Raw genomic sequence first — 20,999 nt, 5'->3', positions numbered from 1 at the left:
CTCCTTTTGAATTTAGTGGTAGTTCGAAATAATCGCACAACAAGTCTAGGTTTCTATTGTAGGCATACATTGTTTGCTGACTAAGCCCGGCATTTCCGAGGAGTCCGGGGGGGGGCAAAGAGGCTAGTCATTTCAGTTATGAATCCGCTTTTTAAAAGTCTCTGCTGCATGGAAATTAAGTTTTTAATCATTTTTACGGCAATGGGTTCGATTGGGCGTGCTTGGCGTTGTCTTATGCCGAACAGGTTGGATGTGCTTTTTCTATTTAAGAAGATCAACCATCTTTCGCTTTTATCTAGGCAGTCAGTCGAGTGCAAATCGAGCATTTCTCCTATTCGGCGAGCCATGATTGTTCCAACTACCATCTGGACACATCCAATATAGATGCGTAAGCACTCAATCAGTCCCACATTATTTCTGAGTTCTATGAAGTAATTTGACTGCTTTCTCAGTGCGCCGTGCCTAATAGACACCGTTTGACATACAAGCCCAAGCTTCCTAATTCCCATGTCGATAAGCTCAGGGGGCATAATGTCTTGTAACTCTCCATTGGTAAGTTGCGTAGGGGCAATTCCATTGAGGTTGCAATGCTCTGCCATGCGGCAGAAACCTTCTATTAGAAGTTCTCCATACTTGAAATGGTACTCGATTGATTTTCTGAAGGCGTCTCTCACTATTGGGTACGGCAGCGTCCGAAACCGAGCAGCTTCAGAGAGTGATGGTTCATAATCAAGTATCTGCTTCAGCTCTGATACTTCGGGAGCTGGAAGCCCAATTTCATGAAGAATTCCAAGGTTGTATGTTAAAAATCTGTAGGCGCGAAATGGACCGGATGTCATTGCTTCATGGTCACCTGTCCTGACCGATGAACCGGGATACTCTCTCGATATTATTTCTCTCTCATTATCAGTATAGAATTCTAATGAGCTTAATGTTTTTAGTTTTAGATGCCCGCCTTTCAGTGTGTTGGCATAAAGCGATTTCGCTAGCTGCAAGGTGTTAGGGGTGCGGACTCCAGCAGTTGATCTTTTTTTATAATATCCATGCAAATGCAAGGCAGCTCTTGCATAAGGTATTAAATCAAAAGGTATTTCCAGGTGATGCTCATCTAGTTGTTCGTCAGTCACAATGCGCATTCGTGGATATTGATCTAGAATGCTATCGAGTTCGATAGAACTGGAAGTGTTTATTAAGCTTAAACAAAATTTGCTGATAGTCTTGGTCCACTCGTAAACCGACTCTTCCGAACCGTTGACGCTTGAGAAGACGTCTAGCATTCTCTTCATGTGATGGCTGTTGATTCCAGCCAATCCGAATCTGGATAGCTGATATTCTTTTGCATTCAGAAGAATGTAATCGGCAACGTGAATGGCCCTGTTAAACATCGTCATCTGTGCGGCTAGTGAACCTAATTCGATCGCCGATCCTCGAACAGAACGTGTAGATGTTGTTAAAAAATACTTTAGCCCGTCTAGTAATGGCTTGTTTTTTTGGGCAAGCAGAGAAGTTTCGTCGTCTAATGTAATGTCCCAGTTGATCGTGTTGGGGGTCGCAAAATTGAAATCATATTTCCATATGTGCAAGTCGAAATCACTCAGCAACCAACTTGATTTTTTGTATTCTGTCCTAGGGTCGGTGTAGAACGCTTTTAGGAAGTCTAGCTCTGCTGGTAATTCAACATTCATATATCAACTTCTCCATTCTGCGGGGGTTACACCTCTGCTCGGCGACATAAAGGTGGTCTTTCAGTAGTGCGTCATTATCCCTTCTGATCTCGGCAACAACGGCCTTCGTTAGATCTGCCCAGTATCGTGCTACTCCTGTCACTTCTTCGGGTCGTTCCGCTGTAGCCACTGCTTTCTCTAATGATACGAGGGCGGTCATTATCCCTGGATCCACTGAGATGTAGACCTCTGAGTACTGATTCGCTGAATAGGGTTCAGTTGTTTGAGTGTTCTCCGGGTTGACCAGGTGGTCAGGGATGTCTTTTAGTGCATGGTTCTTAAGAAATAGATTTAACTCTTCCATTGTCTCGAAGTCTGCGGCCTCTATGAGGAAGCTGCTATCTTTCATCGCGTCACAGATTAAGCCGCGCTGAAAAATTCTTATCCAGCGGGCTTGGAAGAAGGCTAGTATTGACTCCGGCAGGTAGTGAGAAAGTTGCAGGCAGTCGTGGTTTGCGTGGCCGAGCGCTTTGGACATGGCTTCGACGCTTTGGGTTTTTAAATATACCTCTACCCCACATGAGGCTCGAAGACTAGAAAGGGTGACTCGAGATAAGAAATTTTTTAGTTCAGTACCCCTCAAGGAAGTATGATTTGAAAATTGTTGTGCAAGTCGTTCAAAAATCCGTGTGTGTTTATCGAATAGCGCTTTGTTCCAAGTCGGAATTACAGCGCTCCGCGGGTGACCGAAACCCTTCCCGCAGGTCAGGAATAACTCCTTCCATCGGCTGTCGCCAATTCCCTTGAGATATTTTCTTAACGGTGCTGTGATCTTTATTACTTCGAAGATTCGCTTTGTTGAGTTCGCGTTTAGTTGTATTTTCTGCTCGCTTAGCTTTCCACCTCTTCTATCCTTGAAGCCGACCAACTGATACCCGGTGTCGGTTTTCACAAAGCCGGATCTTCTACCTTTGTCGTCATACAAACGAAAATTCTTAAGGAAAGATTCTGTGATCTCATTGTGCTCTGCTACCAGTAAGCATTGGTAGGGATAAAGAGTGCCAGCAGCCGGAAGTCCAAGTATATTTGCGACATCAGCAGATAATATGGTGTATCCGTATTGGTGTTCGAAGTCCATGCGCGAGGATGGAAAGCCGTTGCTTTGAAAAATCGCGCAAATTGATTCGTGATCGTAACTCCGACGCTGCCAGCCTTTTCGAGGTTTGATTTCCGAGGAGTTTATCCGTGTGGTTGCGAGTATACGAAGTTGGACTCTCGAGTAAAGTTCATTGGCTTGTTCTGTTGCCCAGGATTTTACGGTTTCGATGTCTTTGTGGATACTTTTGAATAATATTTCTATTGCCTCGTTATCAGTTATTTCGAGAGGGACTCTAGTGATAAGTTTTTCATGGATTTCCACCCCCTCATCAGACACGGACACTCTTGTTTGCGCTCTGTGTTGTTTGGGGCGGATGGGCCGTGGTAGTCCATCCCCAAAAGGGGTTGCCCAAACTCCTGATTGTATAAAGGCCTCTTCGCAGTTCGATATGAACCTGTTCCACGTTTTTATCTGGGTTGGTATATTTAGATTTTCTCTATATGCGGTTAAGAAGTGCTCCTTCATGAAGTGCAAAAAGAATGATTTTATATTTTCTGGGTTTTGGAAGGTTGTAGTTGGCCACTCCAAAGAGTTCTTCGATAAATAGCTGGCCAGCTTGTTGCACAATGTGGTGTTGCATCTTGCTTGCTTGGCCGAAAAAGTCTTCCATGTCCGGTAGTACTCTTCTGTAAACTCAGGGCCATGGGAGTGCCATAGTTCTCCCAGCGCGAGAAAACTTGGTACTCCTTTTAGGGAGTCGACTTGCCATCCGTTCCAATAGCGCAAGGCCAATGGGTTCAATTTTTTCTGCTGGGAATCCCAGAGTTCTTTCCCTTCTTCGAGGTCGGCCATCAAATAGTCGAAATTGGGCATGCCTGGAATTTCGTCGCGCAGACTTGTAAGTGTTTCTACGAAACGTCGAGCCCAGCGAATCCGAACAGGCTCTTTGCTATCGGCCAAAGTTCTTGATCGCAATGCACCGACAAAACCGATGATGATCGGCTCGCAGCTTCGACTCGACAGATGGACGTAGGAGAGTTCTGCCTCGATGAGTTGGAGGTAGCACTCGAGCAGCTTCAGCGGAACGTTAATCAACTCCGACGACGCGTGGGTTTGAAAGGCCTTGGCTAGGGGCTCCGAAATTTTTCGGAATGGATAGTTGGGTAAGAACAGGGTGCTGCTGATGATTGTCAACGAATTCTTGTCCTTGCTTTGGGGTGGAAGATCCCGTATTTGCTGGGTTTAGGTATCTAATGATAAATCCATGCGAATGGCAAAATGCGTGAGCGCAGCCTGGACGCCGATCTGGCCCTGGCGCTGACGCTCAATGCGCGGCAGCTGCTGCGCGACGAGCCGCTCAAGCTGCTGCTGATGTCGGCGACGCTGGAGGGCCAGCGCCTGTCGGCACTGCTCGACGGCGCACCGGTGGTGCGCAGCGAGGGGCGCATGCACCCGGTCGAGCAGCGCTGGGGCCGTCTCGTTGCGGCGAATGAGCGTATCGAGCCGCGCGTGATGCAGACGGTGCTGCAGGCGCTGGAGGACGAGCAGGGCAGCGTGCTGGTGTTTCTGCCGGGGCAGGCCGAGATCCGCCGCGTCCACGAGGCGCTTGCCGATCAGCTGGGCGGGCGCGGCGACATCCTGCTCTGCCCGCTGCACGGCGAGCTGGAGCTGGCGCAGCAGCGCGCGGCCATCGAGCCGGCGCCAGCGGGCATGCGCAAGGTGGTGCTGGCGACCAACATCGCCGAGACCAGCCTGACCATCGAAGGCGTGCGCATCGTGGTGGACGCCGGACTGGCGCGGGTGCCGCGCTTCGATCCAGGCAGCGGCATGACCCGGCTGGAAACCCGGCGCATCTCCCGCGCCTCGGCCACGCAGCGCGCCGGTCGCGCCGGGCGCCTGGAGCCGGGCGTCTGCTATCGGCTGTGGTCCGAGGATCAGCACGCGCAGCTGGCGGCCTACGGCGAGGCGGAAATCCTCCAGGCGGACCTTGCGGGTGTCGCGCTGCAACTGGCACGCTGGGGTGTCGAGCCGGACGAGCTGGCCTGGCTCGACCGGCCGCCGGCGGCGGCTTACGCCCAGGCTCAGGCGCTGCTCGAGCGCCTTGGCGCATTGCAGCACAACGAACATGGCGGCTGGCAGCTGACCCGCCACGGTCAGGCCATGGCCGAGTTGCCGGCACACCCGCGGCTGGCGCACATGCTGCTGCGCGGGCATGGCTTGGGTATTGGCGCGCTGGCGGCGGATGTCGCGGCGCTGCTGGTCGAGCGTGACATTCAATCCGGCGGACAGCGCAGCGGCGGCGCCGATCTGGCGCTGCGTCTGCACCAGTTGCAGAGCGGCCGTGGCGCTGCGGTGCAGCGGGTGCGGCAGCTGGCCCGGCAGTTTCGTGGCCTGCTGCGCGGCACTTCGGGGCAGGGCGACGGAGCGCTGGACGAACAGCACGCGCTGGCCACGCTGCTGGCTTTCGCCTACCCCGACCGCGTCGCCCGGCAGCGCCGCGAAGGTGGCGGGGGTTATCGTCTGGCCAACGGTCGCGCGGCGCTGTTCGGTGAGCCGGATGCATTGGTGAAGGAGCCCTGGCTGGTGATCGCCGAGCTGGGCAGCCATCAGGGACAACGCGAGGAGCGCATCTACCGGGCGGTCGCGCTGGACCCGGCGCTGTTCGACGGACCGCTGGCCGAACAGGTGTTTCTGCGCGATGAGCTGGAGTGGGACGAGCGCGAGGGCGTGCTGCGCGCCGAACGGCAGCGGCGGATCGGCGAACTGGTGCTCAGCCGCGAACCACTGCCGAACCTCGACGATGACGCGCGGGCTCGCGCGCTGCTCGGCCTGGTACGGCGCAAGGGCCTGGAACTGCTGGCCTGGACGCCGGAGTTGCGCCAGTGGCAGGCGCGCATCGGCCTGCTGCGTCAGCTCGATCTGGACGCAGGCAACAGCAGCGACTGGCCGGACGTCAGCGATGCCGCACTGCTGGAACGGTTGGACGACTGGCTGCTGCCCTACCTCGGCAAGGTGTCGCGCCTGGCGCACTTCGCCCAGCTCGATCTGGCCGGCATGCTCGCCACGCTGCTGCCCTGGCCGCTGCCGCAGCGCCTGGACGAGCAGGCGCCGGTGGCGCTCAGCGTGCCGTCCGGCTCGCGCATTCGGCTGGACTACAGCGAGCAGCCGCCGGTGCTGGCGGTGCGTCTGCAGGAGCTGTTCGGCCTGGCCGACACGCCGCGGATTGCTGGTGGCCGACAGGTCGTCAAGCTGCACCTGCTGTCGCCGGCGCGGCGTCCGGTACAGGTCACCCAGGACCTGGCGAGCTTCTGGGCCAACACCTACGCCGAGGTAAAGAAGGATCTGAAGGGGCGCTATCCCAAGCACTACTGGCCGGACGACCCGCTGATCGCCGAGCCGACCGCACGGGCCAAGCCACGCGGGCAGTAGGCTCAGTCCGAGGGCAGGCTGAGGTCCTCGCCGGCGACGCGCAACGCTTCATAGGCGTCGTCGAGCGCAGTGACGATGGTCGCGGCGTCGCGAGCATGACGCGAAACGATGAAGTGGATCGGCACCTGGGCCAGGCGCTGGTAGGGCAGCGCTTCCATCCGTAGTCGTTGGCGGGCCTGTTCCACTGGAATCTGGTAATCGAGCAGGTAATCGCCACGGTTGCGCTGCAGCATTTCCAGCGCGGAAAGGTGATTGCTGGTGCGCAGCAGGCGCAGGTCGAGGCCGGGATCGTCCAGTAGCGCGTTGACGTTCGGCCAGTAGCTGTAGCCGCCGATCAGTATCAGCGACTTGCCGGCAAGGTCGTCCGGCAGGCGCGGCGCCGGTGTACCGGCAAGGCGGTAGAGGTTGAGATTGATCTGGCTGAGCGTATGCCGGCCTTCCAGCGTATGGGTCGCCAGCTCCGGCTTGCCCTGGGCTCCAGGCCAGAGGTCGATGCTGCCATTCTCCAGCGCCGCGTAGAGGCGGGCGCCGGGCAGCCCTCGAAAGCGCACGCCGTAGCCGGCCTCACGCGCGACGCGCCGGGTCAGTTCGGCCAGTTCGCCGCGTGCCATGCCCTGGGCATCGGTGTAGATGGCCGGGGCGAACTCGTAGTAGCCGACGTTGAGGACGCGTTGCGAAACGGGATTGGCCAGGACCGCGGCTGGTAAGCCGAGAAGGGAGGCCAGGGCCAGATAGATGAATGCTTTCAATGGATCGATCGCTGCCTTGCGCTGTTCCAACAAGCATGCGCAGCCGATGCCCGGTTGTCCATGAGCCATATTGCTGCAGCAGCGTGAGGAATGTCGGCCTATATCGACCTATGCTCATACCGAAAGGCACGCGTGCGGCACGAAGGAGTAGGGGTATGCAGCGCAAGGTGTTCGATCGCAAGGTGTTCAACCGCAAGCTGGTGGTGATCACCGGCGGCTGTGCCGGGATCGGCCGCGCGCTGGCGGTGCGCATGGCACAGGCTGGCGCGCGGCTGGTGATCTTCGATCTGCATCAGGATGCGCTGGATGGCCTGGTGCAGCATCTGGCCGATCACCACAATGCCGATGCGCTGGGGTTGTGCTGTGACGTCAGCGATGCCGAGGCGGTGCAGCGCGCGATTGCGCTGGTGGTGGAGCGTTACGGCGGCATCGACGTGCTGGTCAATAACGCCGGCATCACTCACCGCAGCCCGGTAGCGAATACCAGCCTGGCAGTGTTCGAGCGGGTGATGGCGGTGAATTTCTACGGCGCGCTGCATTGCACTCAGGCCGCGCTGCCCAGTCTGATCTCCCGCGGCGGGCAGATCATTGTACTTAGCTCGCTTTCGCAGTATTCGCCGGTGCCCAACCGGGCCGCCTACAACGCCAGCAAGCATGCCCTGCACGGATTGTTCGAAACGCTGCGTTGCGAGCTTCGGGAAACCGACGTCAACGTCATGCTGGTCTGCCCCGGCTACACCGCCACCGATCTGCGCAAGAACGTGCTGGTCGGCGATGGTTCGACAGCGCCGACGCCGGTGCTGGACATCGGTCGGGTCGCTTCGCCGCAGGACGTGGCCGAGGCGATCTATCAGGGCGCGCTGCGCCGGCGCCGGCTGCTGGTGCTGTCCAACCTGGACTGGAAAGCCCAGCTGCTGGCGCGCTGTTTTCCGCGGCTTTACCAGAGCCTGCTGTTACCGCGGCTGCTCGGCGGGCGCGCCTCCTGAACGCAGCCGGCTAGCTGCCGCTGCCGTAGAGTTGCTGCATCAGCGCCTCGTCCCAGTAGGACGCCTCGATCTTGTGGCTGTCCAGATCGCGTACGAAACAGCCGTAGTAGGGCTCGCCATATTCCGGGCGCGGGCCGGGTGCGCCTTCATCGCTTGCGCCGGCGGCGATCGCCGCGCGATGGAAGGCGTCGACCTCGGCCTGATCCGCAGCGAAAAAGCCGACATGGGTGCCGTTGCCCACCGACGCGCTGCCGCCGTCGATGGGGCGCTGAATCCAGAATTCCGGGTATTCACGGCCCCAGGCGACGGCGCCGGGGTGTTCGAGGATTCGCTTGCAGCCAAGGGTGGCGAGGACCTGGTCGTAGAAGGCAACCGCCTCGTCGAAGCGGTTGCTGCCCAGTGAAATGTGCGAAAGGATGCTTGGGTTCTGGTCGGCCATGGCGGGGTCTCCTGATGTGGCCGGAGCAAGCCTAGCAGGCTCTGCGCGCCTCGCCTGAACCTCCGTCGAAAGACCGCTCAGCCGTTGTCCGGCTGGCGTGTCGGCGGCTCGGTGCAGAGCATGAAGCAGCGGAACAGCATGATCGTCGGCAGCAACTGCAGCAGGCCGACCACGGCGTCCAGCAACATCGCCGGCAACAGTGGTGGCGTCTGCTCGGCGAACAGCTGGGCGGCGATCCAGATTTCCAGCATCCAGATCGGCAACAGCACGGTCATCACGCAGCCCAGTATCAGCAAAAAATGCCCGCGGGTGAGGGCGAAGCTCTCCTTCAGCGCCGCCAGCGGTGTCAGGCCACGCAAGACCAGCAGGTACTCGGCGAAGGCGATCTTGACCATGACCCAGATGCCGGGCAGCACGAACAGCGAGGCGCCGAGCATGATCAGCAGTGAGCCGAGCCCCGAGAGCACGGCCAGCGCTGGCCACAGCGGCAGGGCCCGGGCGTAGACCGCACGCAGCGCCGGATCGTGGCCACGGCTGCGCGCATCCAGATAAAGGATCAGCGCGCCGATGTACAGCGGATAGAAGATCAGGCCCACCAGCAGGTCCAGAGCGGGCAGGACGTTTTCGCCGAGCCAGTGATCGAGCGCCAGGCGTGTCGCGCTTTCGAGCAGGATCAGCGGCAGGCAGAGCCGGACGATGGTCAGGAAGTGGCGGGAGTAGAAGAACCAGGCGTCACGCAGGATGGCAAGAACGTTCATTGCAGACCGAAGGTGAGTAATCGTTTCGGGGCGCCACTGTAACGGATGCGGCAAGGACGGGACATGTGCGATTTCGCCGTCCATACTGGAGCCCCCTTTCAGATTCGGGCCGCCGCGTGAAGAAGATCGCCCTGTTCGCCGATGTACAGAACCTCTACTACACCGTGCGGCAGGCCCATGGCTGCCACTTCAACTATTCCGCGTTGTGGGCCGATGTCAGCCGTCGCGGCACCATCGTCGAGGCCTATGCCTACGCCATCGAGCGCGGTGACGCACGCCAGCAGCAGTTTCAGCAAATCCTGCGCAACCTCGGTTTCACGGTGAAGCTCAAGCCCTATATCCAGCGCAGCGACGGCTCCGCCAAGGGTGACTGGGATGTGGGCATCACCATCGACGTGCTGGATGCGGCGGCACGGGTCGACGAGGTGGTGCTGGCGTCCGGCGATGGCGATTTCGACCTGCTGCTCGATCGGGTGCGGGCCGGCGGCGCCGAAGCGACCGCCTATGGCGTACCGGGACTTACCGCGCAATCGCTGATCCGTGCGGCGACGCGTTACGTGCCGATCGAGGGTGATTTGTTGTTGCGTGGCTGAACATCCGCCCACTTTAAGGGGAGCGAGTCTGCCGATAGTGCGACTCGGAGTGGCCAGTGTAGGGTGGATGACGCTCCACCCATCCACCGAAACGACGTCAGGCGTTGCCTAGTGCCGCAAGCCGCTTGCGCACCGCCGCTTCGATGCCCGCCGCATCCAGGCCGCACTCGGCGAGCATTTCGCTGGGCTTGGCGTGCTCGACGTAGTAGTCGGGCAGGCCCAGATGCAGCATCGGTTTGAGAATGCTTTCGCCAGTGAGGAACTCGGCTACCGCGCTGCCGGCGCCAGCCATGATGCTGTTCTCTTCGATCGTCACCAGCAGCTCGTGGCTGCCCGCCAGTTCGCGCAGCAGGGCTTCGTCCAGCGGTTTGACGAATCGCATGTCGACCACCGTGGCGTCCAGCTTTTCGCCGACCTGCAGCGCCTCTGGCAGTTGCACACCGAACACCAGTAGCGCCACCTTGCTGCCCTGACGGCGTACCACGGCTTTGCCGATCTCCAGCGGCTCCAGTCCCGGCTCGATGGTGGCGTTGGGGCCGCTGCCGCGCGGATAGCGCACCGCGGCCGGGCCTTCGAAGTGGTAGCCGGTGGTGAGCATGCGGCGCATCTCGTTCTCGTCGCTGGGCGTCATCACCAGCATGCCGGGGATGCAGCGCAGGTAGGACAGGTCGAAGCTGCCGGCATGGGTCGGGCCGTCTTCGCCGACCAGTCCGGCGCGGTCGATGGCGAACAGCACGTCGAGGTTTTGCACCGCGACGTCGTGGATCAACTGATCGTAGGCGCGCTGGAGGAACGTCGAGTAGATCGCCACCACTGGCTTCATGCCTTCGCAGGCCATGCCGGCCGCCAGCGTCACCGCGTGCTGCTCGGCGATGGCGACATCGAAGTAACGCTGCGGGTAGCGCTCGCTGAAGGCCACCAGGTCCGAACCTTCCTTCATCGCCGGGGTGATGCCGGTCAGGCGCGGGTCGGCGGCGGCCATGTCGCACAGCCACTGGCCGAACACATTGGAGTACTTGGGCCCTGAGGGCTTCTTCGGTTTGACCGGGGCGCCGACCGGCTCCAGCTTGCTGATCGCATGCCAGGTAATCGGGTCGGCTTCGGCGGGGGCGAAGCCCTTGCCCTTCTTCGTCACCACATGGAGGAACTGCGGGCCGTCGAGGTCGCGCATGTTGCGCAGGGTGGCGATCAGCGTCGGCAGGTCGTGGCCGTCGATGGGGCCGATGTAGTTCCAGCCCAGTTCCTCGAACAGCGTGCCGGGCACCAGCATGCCCTTGGCGTATTCCTCGGTGCGGCGGGCGATTTCCCAGGCACCCGGCAGGCGCGAGAGGATCTTCTTGCTGCCTTCGCGCATGCTCGAGTAGGTGCGGCTGGAGAGAATCTTGGCCAGGTAGTTGGACAGCCCGCCGACGTTGCGCGAGATCGACATGTCGTTGTCGTTGAGCACCACCAGCATGTTGGCGCCGACTTCCGGGGCGTGGTTGAGCGCCTCGAAGGCCATGCCGGCGGTGAGCGCGCCGTCGCCGATCACCGCGATGGACTTGCGCTGCTCGCCTTTCAGACGGGCGGCGACCGCCATGCCCAGGGCGGCGCTGATCGAGGTGCTGGAATGACCGACGCCGAAGGTGTCGTACTCGCTCTCCGAGCGGCGCGGGAAGGCGGCCAGGCCGTCCTTCTGACGCAGCGTGGCCATGCGCTCGCGGCGACCGGTGAGGATCTTGTGCGGATAGGCCTGATGGCCGACGTCCCACACCAGCCGGTCGTCCGGGGTGTCGTAGACGTAGTGCAGGGCGATGGTCAGCTCGATCACGCCGAGGCCGGCGCCGAAGTGCCCGCCAGTGTGGCCGACGCTGTACAACAGCTCCTGGCGCAGTTCGTTGGCAAGCTCTTCGAGTTCCGCCTCGCCCAGTCGGCGCAGCTGTTCGGGGGTCGCCGCTCGGTCAAGAACGGGCGTCGCGGGGCGAACCCGAGGGATCTCGTGAAAAGTCTTGGGCATCAGGCGGATCGTTGTTGTTGAAAAAAGAGCGGCAGTTTACCCGATGGGCCCTTCGATAAGAACGGTCCCGGGTCCGGTAGGGGTTTGACTGCTATTTCAGCGAAAGGCTCAGTTGCGTCGTTCGACAATGTAGCGAGCAAGCTCGCGCAACGGCTCGGCGGAGATATCGAACGGGCGCAGCGCGTGCAGTGCCTGGTCGCGCAGCTCCAGCGCGTAGGCCTTGGCCGCGTCCATGCCGAGCAGTGCCGGGTAGGTCGGCTTGTCCCGAGCGATGTCGGCGCCCTGGTGCTTGCCCAGGGTCGCGGTGTCGCTTTCGACGTCGAGAATGTCGTCCTGGACCTGAAAGGCCAGGCCGATGGCGCGGGCGTACTGGCTCAGTGAGGCGAGGTTGTCGGCGTCGGCATGGCCGCTGGCGAGCGCGCCGAGCTGCACGCTGGCTTCGATCAGCGCGCCGGTCTTGTGCCGGTGCATCAGCTCCAGGGCGTCGCGATCGAGCTTGAGCCCGACCGAACCGAGGTCGATGGCCTGACCGCCGACCATCCCGGCCGGCCCGGCGGCGCGGGCCAGTACGGCGAACATGCGCAGGCGCAGCGTGGCGTCCTGCGGATTGTGCTCGGCCTGGGCCATGGCCTCGAAAGCCAGACTCTGCAGGCCATCGCCGGCGAGGATCGCGCAGGCCTCGTCGAAGGCCTTGTGCGTGGTGGGCTGGCCGCGGCGCAGGTCGTCGTCGTCCATGGCCGGCAGGTCGTCGTGCACCAGCGAGTAGGCGTGGATCAGCTCGACGGCGCAGGCGGCGCCGTCAGCGCTGGCCTTGTCGCCGTTCAGTGCTTCGCAGGCGGCATAGACCAGCAGCGGGCGGACGCGCTTGCCGCCGTTCATCACGCTGTAGCGCATGGCCTGATAGAGGCGTTCGAGCTGCGGCAGCGGCGCGACGAACAGGGTTTCGAGGCAGCCGTCGACGCGCTGCTGACAGCGTTTCTGGTAGTCGCCGATCATCATGCTTCGGGGTCCGACTCGAAGGGGGCTTCCTGCAGGCTGCCGTCGCGTTCCAGCAGGATCTGCACCTTCTGCTCGGCCTGGCTCAGCGCAGCCTGGCAGTCGCGGGTCAGGCCGATGCCCTGTTCGAAGCAGGTCAGCGAGTCTTCCAGCGACAGCTCGCCGCTTTCCAGGCGTTCCACCAGCTGTTGCAGCTCGGCGAGGGATTGTTCGAAATCGAGGGCAGCTTTCTTGCGGGCCATGGCGGGAACCTGTCGTCGGCGGCGAGTCGGAAACGGGCGCGACATTAGCAAAGAAACGCCCGCGGCAGCCACAAGGTTCGCCCGCGTGATGTGTATCCAGCTGCGTAAGGTGTCGGGATGCTGCCCGAGGTCAGCGAGCGCTAACCATGCTGCTCGCGCAGGCGTCGAGTGCGCTCGGCGAGCGGCAGCTTCGGGCAGCTGTCGCAGAGCTCGCCATCGGCGCGGCGGAAATGCTGGCAGCAGGCCTTGCGCTGCAAGCCGAGACGGGTGCCTCCCTCGGCCAGTTGCACCGCCAGCAGGCCGCTGGCGCCCTGCATGCCGCACGCATCCAGCCAGGCATCGGCGCGACGGCAAAGCTGCAGGTTGCCGCAACCATCGGTCCGTTGCGCGTGCAGCAGCGCGGCCATCACGCAGTCCGCAGCGAGACGCTGCGCGAGCTTCGGATGCAGGCCGAGCAACGCGCCGCAAGCCGCATGGGCCTGGGCGCAGAACTGGCGGATCTGCTGCCCGGCATGGCGCAGCAGGTGCTGGGCGTCGGCGCGCAGCGGCTGATGATCCGGCAGGCAGAAACCGGCGACGAAGCCCTGCTGCATACCCTGCGCCATGCCCTCCAGCTCGGGTGACTGGCCATCGAGTTGCACGGCCAGCACCTGCAGATAGATGGGCTGCCAGACCAGCAGCGTCCAGCAGCGCGCGGCCCAGTAATGGCGGCCCGCTTCCGGGTGCGCCGCCTGCCAGTGCGCCAGCAGGGCGGCCAGCGACTGCGGGCGATCCAGCATCAGCTCGTCGGGTCTTGGCGAGCCGACGCGCCCGTCCAGTCCCGGCAGGGCGCTGCGCACCCGCAGCAGCAGGTCGTTCAGCGCCTCGTCATCCGCCCATTGGGTTTCAGCGTTCCGGCGCATAGGGCGCGACGGGGTTTTTCAGGGTGCCGGCGAATTTCAGCGCACCGGCCGGATCGGCCAGATCCAGCATCTGCCGGTTGTTGCCCAGTTGCAGACGGTTCAGGCAGGAGCGGGCGAATTCCTCGGCGAACAGGTCGTAGCGGGCGAACTTGTCGCGCAGCTGCGGCTGGCTGGCCTGGTAGTCGGCGATGCAGTCGGCGACCTGTTGCCAGAAGCGCTGTTCCGGCAGGCCGACCTGCTCATCGAGAATCTGACTGAGGTAGCGGAAGAAGCCGTCGAACACGTCGGTGAAGATAGACAGCACCTTGAGCTCGTCGGGCACCGATACCGCGAGACGGCCTACGGCCTCGGGGATCTGCGCGTCGCCATCGAGAATCACCGCTTCCTCACCGATGTCCTTCATCAGCACGCGCACCGGCAGGTGATCTTCCAGCACCAGAATCAGGTTCTCGCCATGCGGCATGAACACCAGGTCGTGGGCATAAAAGCAGTGCAGCAGCGGCCTCAGGTAGGCATTGAGGTACTGGCGCAGCCAGCGGTCGGCGGTCAGGCCCGAGGCACTGATCAGCGTTGCCAGCAGGGCGCGTTCGTCACCGTCGCTGTGCAGCAGCGCGGCCATGGTCATCAGCCGCTGGCCGGGTTGAATGTGGCCATAAGGGCTCTCCCGCCACAGCGCCGAGAGCATCTTGCGATACGGACTGCTGGCCGGCAGTGCCTGCTCGTAATAGGGATTGCGATAGCCGATCGCCGCGACTTCGCGCAGCAACTGGAAGCCGCAGTCGCGCAGCAGCGGGTCGCTGGCCACGCGCTCGGCAAGGTAGGCGTTGATCGCGGGCGTCGCCTGCATGTAGTAGGGCGACAGCCCGCGCATGAAGCCCATGTTGAGGATAGACAGGGCGGTCTTCACGTAGCGCCGCTGCGGCTGGCTCTGGTTGAAGAAGGTGCGGATCGACTGCTGCGCCAGGTAGCGGTCATTGCTCAGGCCGAGATGGACGATCTGCCGGTTGGCGATCTCTGCGGCGAAGCCGATGGCCAGGATGTTGTGCCACTGCCAGGGGTGCGCGGGCATCAGCAGGTAGTCGTCGGGGTCAAGCTGCAGCGCTCGCAGCTGGCTATGAAACACCTCGAGCTGACCACCCAGCTCCTCGCGCAGCAGGGTCGGCTGGTCGAGCCCGTCGATGGCGCTGTAGCTGGCGCGGCTGCGGTGCACGGCAAGCCAGACCAGGCGCACCGGACTCGCCGCTTCCGGCGCGTAGGCGCGGTAATCCTGAGCGTCGAAGCCCATCCGCCCGTTGTTGGCGACGAAGCCCGGGTGGCCTTCGCGCATGCCGGTCTCGATCTGCTGGAAGTCCGCCAGGGCCAGTTGGGCGGCGCTCAGCGGGCTGTTGGCGAGCTTGTAGGCGCTGCCGAACAGGGTGCTGCTGATCTCGTCGAGGTAGACCGGCAGGTTGTTTTCCGAGATGCCCAGAGTGTCGGCGAACTCGATGATAAAGCTCAGCGCGTCCAGTGGCTGCGGCTGGCCATCGGTGAATTTTTCGATGGAGTCAGTAACGATGGACCAGTGGTCCAGCGCCAGCCTTCGTGCCTTGAAGCGGTACTCGGTCGAGCTGTCCGGCACTGCCACACGGTAGCAACAGTTGCCCAGCGGCTCGGGGCTGAGCAGCTTCTCGTGGCTGAACTCGGCCAGCGCTTTCTTCACCAGCAGGCGATTGGCGCGGGCCCAATGTTCGGCCTGCAGGTGTTCGGTGGCCAGATCGCCGGCGGCGTTTGGAAGGTGCACGAGCTGATTCATTGCGGATTCTCCTGAAGGGTGGCGAGGAACTGCGCGCGGGTGCAGAACGCCAGGCAGGCATCCTTTTCCGGTAGCTGCAGCAGGCGCTGGTAGACGAAGCCGACGCGCTGGTTCAAGGCATGCACCTTGGCGTTGCGCGCATCGGGCTCGACGACGATGCGCCGCGCGAATGGGTCGGCGAACTGGTAGGCGAGGATGCTGCGTATGACTTCCAGGCTGAAGCCGTGCACGGGCTTTTCGCAGGGTGCGAGCAGCAGGTGCATGCCGCGGTCGCCGGGGCGCACCTGGTAGTGATCGGCGAGGCGGTCATGGGCTGGGTGATAGCCCTCGAAAAGGAACGCGGGTTCGCCGTTGCACATACCGATGGCAATGTCGCGATGGCTGCTGCGCTGGATCTCGCCAACATAGTCGGCCAATTGCGCCAGGCTCAGATGGCTCATGGCCCAGAAGCGCGCATAGTCGCGGCGCAGCCAGTCCTGCAGCAGCGGCAAATGCTCCGGCTGCACGGTCTCGAAGTGCATGGCGCCAAGCGCGCAGTAGCGAACGAAGCGCGGACCATCCGCGCGGGAAAGAGCGGTATTCATGATTTGGCTCCACAGAGAGACGCGCTGACTGGTGCTGAAACCAGCAGCCAGCGCAGTACGTAGGCGGTGAGAACGAGGCCGAGGGCGGACAGGAAGAACGGCGCGGCGAGGCCGGCATCGCGCACCACCAATCCGGCGAGCCACGACGCGGCGAGCACTCCGAGGTTCTGGAAGATGTTGATCAGGCTGTAGTCGCGGCCGTAGTGCTCCGGCCGGCTGAGGGCGAACAGTCGTGCATCCAGCGCGACGGTGAGCTGGTACAGCGCCCAGCCGAATAGCACGCGCCCGGCCAGTACCAGCGGCATCTGCTCGATGCCCTGCAGTGCCAGTCCGGCCGCGCCCAGCAGCAGCCAGGCGGTCAGGTGCTGCCCGGCGTGGTAATGCAGGGCTAGGGCGAGCAGCGCCAGCATGCCGGGAATGGCGTAGACCAGGCCGGTGATCCAGCTTGCCTGGGGCCCACCAAGCTGCTCCCAGTACACCGTAAAGAACGGCCGCGCCAGGTAGATGCAGAAGTAGAACGCCAGCATCAGCAGGCACAGCCGGGCGATTGCCAGGTGCTCCCCGCGCGGCCGTGGTGGCGTGCTTGCATCGACCCGAGTCGGTTGCGGCGCATGGCGCAACAAGAGCAGGCTGACAGCCATCTGCACGAAATCCATCAGGCCCATCAGCACGAACATCCGCGCCGGGCTGAGGTAGTGCAGCACCCCGCCACCCAGCGTCGCGCCGGCAATCGCACCCAGATGCACCACCACCGAGAGCAGGCCGATGGTGCGCACCTGCTGGTCGGCGCCCACCAAGCCCATCACGTAGGGATACATCAGCAGATAGCTGGCCTTGAAGGCGATCATCGTCAGCGACACCGGCCAGAACAGCCATTGTTGCTCGATCGCCGCGCAGGCCAGCGCCAGCAGCCCGGCCATCAGCTGGCCGAAGATCAGCAGCCGCAGCGGATGCGCATGCCTGGACAGGCGCACCCACAGCGGCAAGGCGAGCATCGCCACCAGGCATACCGCGGCCAGGTACAGCCCGACCTGCTCGCTGCGCAGCTCGCCGAAGCGTTCGGCGAAGTACTGCGGATAGAACGGCATCAGCAGGCTGTCGCCGAGCACCGCCAGCAGCGTCATGCCGATCAGCGCGCGTCGCAGCGTCATCGCGCCGCCACCGCGCCCTGGGGTGTCACCGGCTGCGGCAAACTGAACTGCTGGAAGGCGATCTTCGTTTCCACCGCGTAGTGCTCGCGCCCGCAGATCTCGCGCAGGATTGAGGCGTTGCGGTAGCAGCCCATGCCGAGATCCGGCGTCACCAGGCCGTGATCGACCAGCCCTGCGTTCTGTACGAAGACCTCACCGCCGTTGCGGTCGATGCTGTAGTTGCGCGCCACGGCAAAGCGCTCCGGCGCCTGCCAGGCGATGCGCTCGGCTATCGGCTGGATGCAGCGCGGCAGGCGGTACTGATACCCGCTGGCCATCACCAGTGCGTCGCAGCGGTGGCGATAGCTCTGCTCCAGTTCGTGCTGGAAGAACTCCAGCTCCAGCGTGCCATCGCTCAGGCGCTGGCAGCGACGCAGCTCGGCGTTGGTCAGCAGCTGGGTCGGCACCTCGCCCTTGAGACTCTGGTTGTACAGCTCGTCGTAGATGGCGTTGATCAGCGTGGCGTTGATGCCCTTGTACAGGCCCTTCTGGCTGTCGATGAGCTTTTCCCGGGTGCTGCGAGGCAGGCTATGGAAGTAGTCGATGTACTCCGGGCTGGTCATTTCCAGCGTCAGCTTGGTGTATTCCAGCGGGAAGAAGCGCGGCGCGCGGGTGATCCAGTTCAGCTGGTAGTCGTGGCGGTCGATCTCCTGCAGCAGGTCGTAGTAGATCTCCGCCGCGCTCTGGCCGCTGCCGACCACGGTGATCGAGCGTTTGCCCTGCAGTCGCGACTTGTCCTGCAGGTAGTTGCCGCTGTGGCTGACGTGCTCGGCCAGCGCCTCGCAGCAGATCGGCAGATAGGGCGTGGTGCCGGTGCCGAGCACCAGACGGCGGGTGAGGAACTCGAAGCCCTCGCCGCTACGCGTGTGCACGCCGCGCACCCGGTAGCAGCGGCGCTCGTCGAGGTAGTCGACCTGCTGTACGAAGTGCTCGAAGCGCAGGCTGTCGAGCTGCTCGACCACCCACTGGCAGTACTGGTTGTACTCGCGGCGCATCAGGAAGAAGTCTTCCTTGATGTAGAAGGCGTACAGCCGCCCGACCTGCTTGGCGTAGTTGAGAAAGCTGAAGCGGCTGGTGGGGTCGGCCAGGGTCACCAGATCGGCCATGAACGGCGTCTGCAGGGTGGCGCTGTCGAGCATCATGCCGGGATGCCAGTTGAAACCCTCGGCGCGGTCGAGAAACAGGCAATCGAGCCCGTCGATGGGTTCGGCCAGGCAGGCCAGGCCGAGGTTGAACGGGCCAATGCCGATGCCAATGAAGTCATACATCTTGTTCATGTGCGATCTCCTTACTGGTTGGCGGCGGTGGGTAGGCCGTCGAGCAGGCGAGTGCCGTGGCCGCGAATCAGCTCGACGATGGTGCGCAGGTCGTCCAGCGTGGTTTCCGGGTTGAGCAGGGTGAACTTGAGGTGCTGGCGGCCCTCGACCACGGTGGCGGCGATCACCGCCGCGCCGGAGCGGAAGATCGCCTTGCGGATCTCGCGGTTGATCTCATCCAGACGCTCGTCGGCCACGCCCGGGGCGACGAAACGGAACACCAGCGTGCTCAGGCGCGGGGCGAAGACCTCGAAGGCCGGGTCCTCGGCGAGCAGGCGATGGGTGTCGGCAGCGCGGTCGATGACCTCCTCGAACATCGCACCGATATGCTCGGCACCGAGGATGCGCAGGGTCAGCCAGAGCTTCAGCGCGTCGAAGCGGCGGGTGGTCTGGATGCTCTTGTTGACCAGGTTCGGCGTGCCCTCGCGGGTCTGGCTGCGCGGGTTGAGGTAGTCGGCGTGGTGAGTGATGTAGCTCAGGTGCTGACGCTGGCGAACGAAGAAACCGCTGCAGCTGACCGGCTGGAAAAACGACTTGTGATAGTCGACGGTGACCGAGTCGGCATGTTCGATGCCGGCCAGCCAGTCGCGGTAGCGCGGTGCGACCAGCAGACCGCCGCCATAGGCCGCGTCGACGTGCAGCCAGACGCCATAGTGCTGGCACAGCGCGGCGATTTCCGGCAACGGATCGATGCTGCCGAAGTCGGTGGTGCCGGCGGTGGCGACCACGGCCATGGGCAGCTCGCCCAGGCGCTGACAGTCGGCCAGGGCCTGGGCCAACGCCGGCACGCTCATGCACTGGGCACTGTCGGTTTCGATGCTGCGCACGGCGTCGTAGCCCAGGCCCAGCAGCGCGGCGGATTTCTGCACGCTGAAGTGGCTGGCGCGGGAGGCGAAGATACGCAGCCCGACGGCCTCGGCCGGTAGGCCATGGCGCAGGTTGCCGCCGTGGCCCGGCAATCGATTGCAGACATGCTCGCGGGCCAGCAGCAGGCCCATCAGGTTGGACTGGGTGCCGCCGCTGGTGAACACGCCGTCGGCCTGGCCGCCGAGGCCGATACGCTCACAGGTCCAATCGATCAGGCGCTGTTCGATCAGCGTGCCGCCGGCGCTCTGGTCCCAGGTGTCCAGCGAAGAATTGAGCGACGACACCAGCACTTCGGCGAGCAGCGCCGGCAGCACCACCGGGCAGTTGAGGTGGGCGACGTAGCGCGGATGATGGAAGTACACCGCGTCGCGCAGGTAGAGCTGATCCAGCTCGCGCAGCGCGGCACCGGCGTCGCCCAGCGGGCGCTCCAGATCGACGCGTTCGAAATCGGCGGCCAGTTCCTGCGGAAGGATGCCGCTGAACGGCTGCTGCTGGTGCTGCAGACACTGCTGCACCAGGTTCAGCCCCTGCTGCATGAGCTGGCGGTAGTCATCGTGGTTGCTGCGGGTGAACAGCCCGTTGCTGACGGGGCCGGGGGCGAAGGGCACTACGGTACTGGACGGGGTCATGCACATTCCTCGGGCCGAGCGCGGCCGCGACCCAGAGCGGGCCGTTTTCGCGGCTTCGGTGGTTTCTTGTCTGGCGGCTGGACCGCACGAAAGCATCTGCGAGGATGCCGGTTAATCGAGAATAACTCTCAATTGCGCAAGGGCACAGGCAAGACGAATCAGCGCGGAAAAACCATTACGGCGTCGAAGAAAAAAAGTTACGGCCGCTCCAGCCGCTGGCGCGCCTTGGCCAGCTGGGCGATCACGGTATTCACCGAGATGCCAAGGCGTCCGGCTATCTCGGCCTGGCTGAGACCTTCCAGCCGGGCCAGTTCGAACACCTCGCGGCAACGCGGCGGCAGGTCATCGAGCTGGCGCAGCACGCACTGCAGCGCGCAGTGGTTTTCAACCAGCCCGCAAGGGTCGGCCTGCACGGCTTCGATCAGTTCCAGCGGAGCTTCGTCTGATGCACCGAGCAAGGCGCGATGGCGCATGGCGTCGCGGAGCAGATTGGTGGCGATGCGAAAGAGATAGGCCTTGGGATTGTCGAGACGCTGCTCGGGCATGACCTGGGCGAGCTTCAGCCAGGCATCCTGCGCCAGGTCCTCGGCCAGCGCGCGACAGCCGCCGAGGCGCGTGAGGTGGGCGACCAGTTGCTGGCGATGATGGACGTAACACTGCAGGCAGGAATCGGAAATCTTGTTGTTGTCGCGCATGGGAGCGTGCCACCGAGAGGGGCAACGAAACTATCCCAGATGCGAACCGTTCGCAATTGCAGGCTTAATGCTG

Annotated in this window: 17 protein-coding genes and 1 pseudogene; 3 read left to right on the top strand and 15 right to left on the bottom strand. The window is 62.4% G+C overall.

Features of this window, described 5'->3' with window-relative positions:
• Positions 1 to 80: 80 nt before the first annotated feature.
• On the bottom strand, positions 81 to 1,685 hold the full coding sequence (locus BM275_RS22095; RefSeq protein WP_139229580.1) for an integrase: 1,605 nt from the start codon (positions 1,683 to 1,685) through the stop codon (positions 81 to 83).
• Positions 1,675 to 3,957: a hypothetical protein gene (locus BM275_RS22090; protein ID WP_015275584.1), complete on the bottom strand. Its 2,283-nt coding sequence runs from the start codon at positions 3,955 to 3,957 to the stop codon at positions 1,675 to 1,677. Before BM275_RS22090 ends, BM275_RS22095 begins: the two co-directional genes overlap by 11 nt.
• An 81-nt stretch (positions 3,958 to 4,038) precedes the next feature.
• Here BM275_RS22090 and hrpB point away from each other — a divergent pair.
• A pseudogene (hrpB, locus tag BM275_RS17225) lies at positions 4,039 to 6,192 on the top strand (ATP-dependent helicase HrpB); the annotation flags it as partial.
• A 2-nt stretch (positions 6,193 to 6,194) separates the two neighbouring features.
• Here the strand turns inward: hrpB and BM275_RS17220 are convergent.
• The gene (locus tag BM275_RS17220; protein WP_046619121.1) at positions 6,195 to 7,010 is read right to left on the bottom strand and encodes a substrate-binding periplasmic protein; all 816 of its coding nucleotides are present in this window, start codon (positions 7,008 to 7,010) and stop codon (positions 6,195 to 6,197) included.
• Positions 7,011 to 7,096: 86 nt separating this feature from the next.
• On the opposite strand from BM275_RS17220, the gene BM275_RS17215 reads away from it, so the two are divergent.
• A complete protein-coding gene (locus BM275_RS17215) occupies positions 7,097 to 7,927 on the top strand; it encodes an SDR family oxidoreductase (RefSeq protein ID WP_023444970.1) in 831 nt (276 codons plus the stop codon).
• A gap of 10 nt (positions 7,928 to 7,937) precedes the next feature.
• Here the strand turns inward: BM275_RS17215 and BM275_RS17210 are convergent, their stop codons facing one another.
• Both BM275_RS17210 and BM275_RS17205 read right to left on the bottom strand, forming a co-directional pair.
• On the bottom strand, positions 7,938 to 8,366 hold the full coding sequence (locus BM275_RS17210) for a VOC family protein (RefSeq protein ID WP_042928908.1): 429 nt from the start codon (positions 8,364 to 8,366) through the stop codon (positions 7,938 to 7,940).
• A 77-nt stretch (positions 8,367 to 8,443) separates the two neighbouring features.
• A complete protein-coding gene (locus tag BM275_RS17205) occupies positions 8,444 to 9,124 on the bottom strand; it encodes a YciC family protein (protein WP_090522513.1) in 681 nt (226 codons plus the stop codon).
• 116 nt (positions 9,125 to 9,240) lie between these two features.
• Between BM275_RS17205 and BM275_RS17200 the strand changes: the two genes are divergently transcribed.
• Complete coding sequence (locus BM275_RS17200; protein ID WP_014819014.1) at positions 9,241 to 9,717, top strand: LabA-like NYN domain-containing protein; 477 nt, start codon at positions 9,241 to 9,243, stop codon at positions 9,715 to 9,717.
• A gap of 97 nt (positions 9,718 to 9,814) precedes the next feature.
• Here the strand turns inward: BM275_RS17200 and dxs are convergent, their stop codons facing one another.
• From dxs to BM275_RS17150, 10 genes are all read right to left on the bottom strand, one after another.
• Positions 9,815 to 11,713, bottom strand: coding sequence for a 1-deoxy-D-xylulose-5-phosphate synthase (gene dxs, locus BM275_RS17195; RefSeq protein ID WP_090522510.1), 1,899 nt, complete (start codon positions 11,711 to 11,713; stop codon positions 9,815 to 9,817).
• Positions 11,714 to 11,821: 108 nt separating this feature from the next.
• Positions 11,822 to 12,709 carry a (2E,6E)-farnesyl diphosphate synthase gene (ispA, locus tag BM275_RS17190; protein ID WP_090522533.1) on the bottom strand — a complete coding sequence of 296 codons (888 nt, stop codon included), beginning with the start codon at positions 12,707 to 12,709 and terminating at the stop codon, positions 11,822 to 11,824.
• Positions 12,709 to 12,951, bottom strand: a complete 243-nt coding sequence (locus BM275_RS17185) for an exodeoxyribonuclease VII small subunit (protein ID WP_003283056.1) — start codon at positions 12,949 to 12,951, stop codon at positions 12,709 to 12,711. Before BM275_RS17185 ends, ispA begins: the two co-directional genes overlap by 1 nt.
• A 140-nt stretch (positions 12,952 to 13,091) precedes the next feature.
• Positions 13,092 to 13,853 (bottom strand): siderophore ferric iron reductase, encoded by a 762-nt coding sequence (locus BM275_RS17180; protein ID WP_090522508.1) that lies wholly within the window; start codon positions 13,851 to 13,853, stop codon positions 13,092 to 13,094.
• Entirely contained in the window at positions 13,837 to 15,645 is a 1,809-nt protein-coding gene (locus tag BM275_RS17175) for an IucA/IucC family protein (protein WP_090522506.1), read from the bottom strand. The genes BM275_RS17180 and BM275_RS17175 overlap by 17 nt, the downstream gene beginning before the upstream one ends.
• A complete protein-coding gene (locus BM275_RS17170) occupies positions 15,642 to 16,229 on the bottom strand; it encodes a GNAT family N-acetyltransferase (RefSeq protein WP_014819019.1) in 588 nt (195 codons plus the stop codon). The genes BM275_RS17175 and BM275_RS17170 overlap by 4 nt, the downstream gene beginning before the upstream one ends.
• Positions 16,226 to 17,380 (bottom strand): MFS transporter, encoded by a 1,155-nt coding sequence (locus BM275_RS17165; protein WP_090522503.1) that lies wholly within the window; start codon positions 17,378 to 17,380, stop codon positions 16,226 to 16,228. Before BM275_RS17165 ends, BM275_RS17170 begins: the two co-directional genes overlap by 4 nt.
• A complete protein-coding gene (locus tag BM275_RS17160) occupies positions 17,377 to 18,696 on the bottom strand; it encodes a lysine N(6)-hydroxylase/L-ornithine N(5)-oxygenase family protein (protein WP_090522501.1) in 1,320 nt (439 codons plus the stop codon). Before BM275_RS17160 ends, BM275_RS17165 begins: the two co-directional genes overlap by 4 nt.
• A gap of 11 nt (positions 18,697 to 18,707) precedes the next feature.
• A complete protein-coding gene (locus BM275_RS17155; RefSeq protein ID WP_090522499.1) occupies positions 18,708 to 20,231 on the bottom strand; it encodes a pyridoxal phosphate-dependent decarboxylase family protein in 1,524 nt (507 codons plus the stop codon).
• 197 nt (positions 20,232 to 20,428) lie between these two features.
• Entirely contained in the window at positions 20,429 to 20,926 is a 498-nt protein-coding gene (locus tag BM275_RS17150) for an RNA polymerase sigma factor (RefSeq protein WP_041015942.1), read from the bottom strand.
• Between the last annotated feature and the right edge of the window lie 73 nt (positions 20,927 to 20,999).

The sequence above is a fragment of the Stutzerimonas kunmingensis genome, assembly GCF_900114065.1.
GTDB lineage: Bacteria > Pseudomonadota > Gammaproteobacteria > Pseudomonadales > Pseudomonadaceae > Stutzerimonas > Stutzerimonas kunmingensis.
This window is presented reverse-complemented; position numbering and strand designations above follow the sequence as displayed.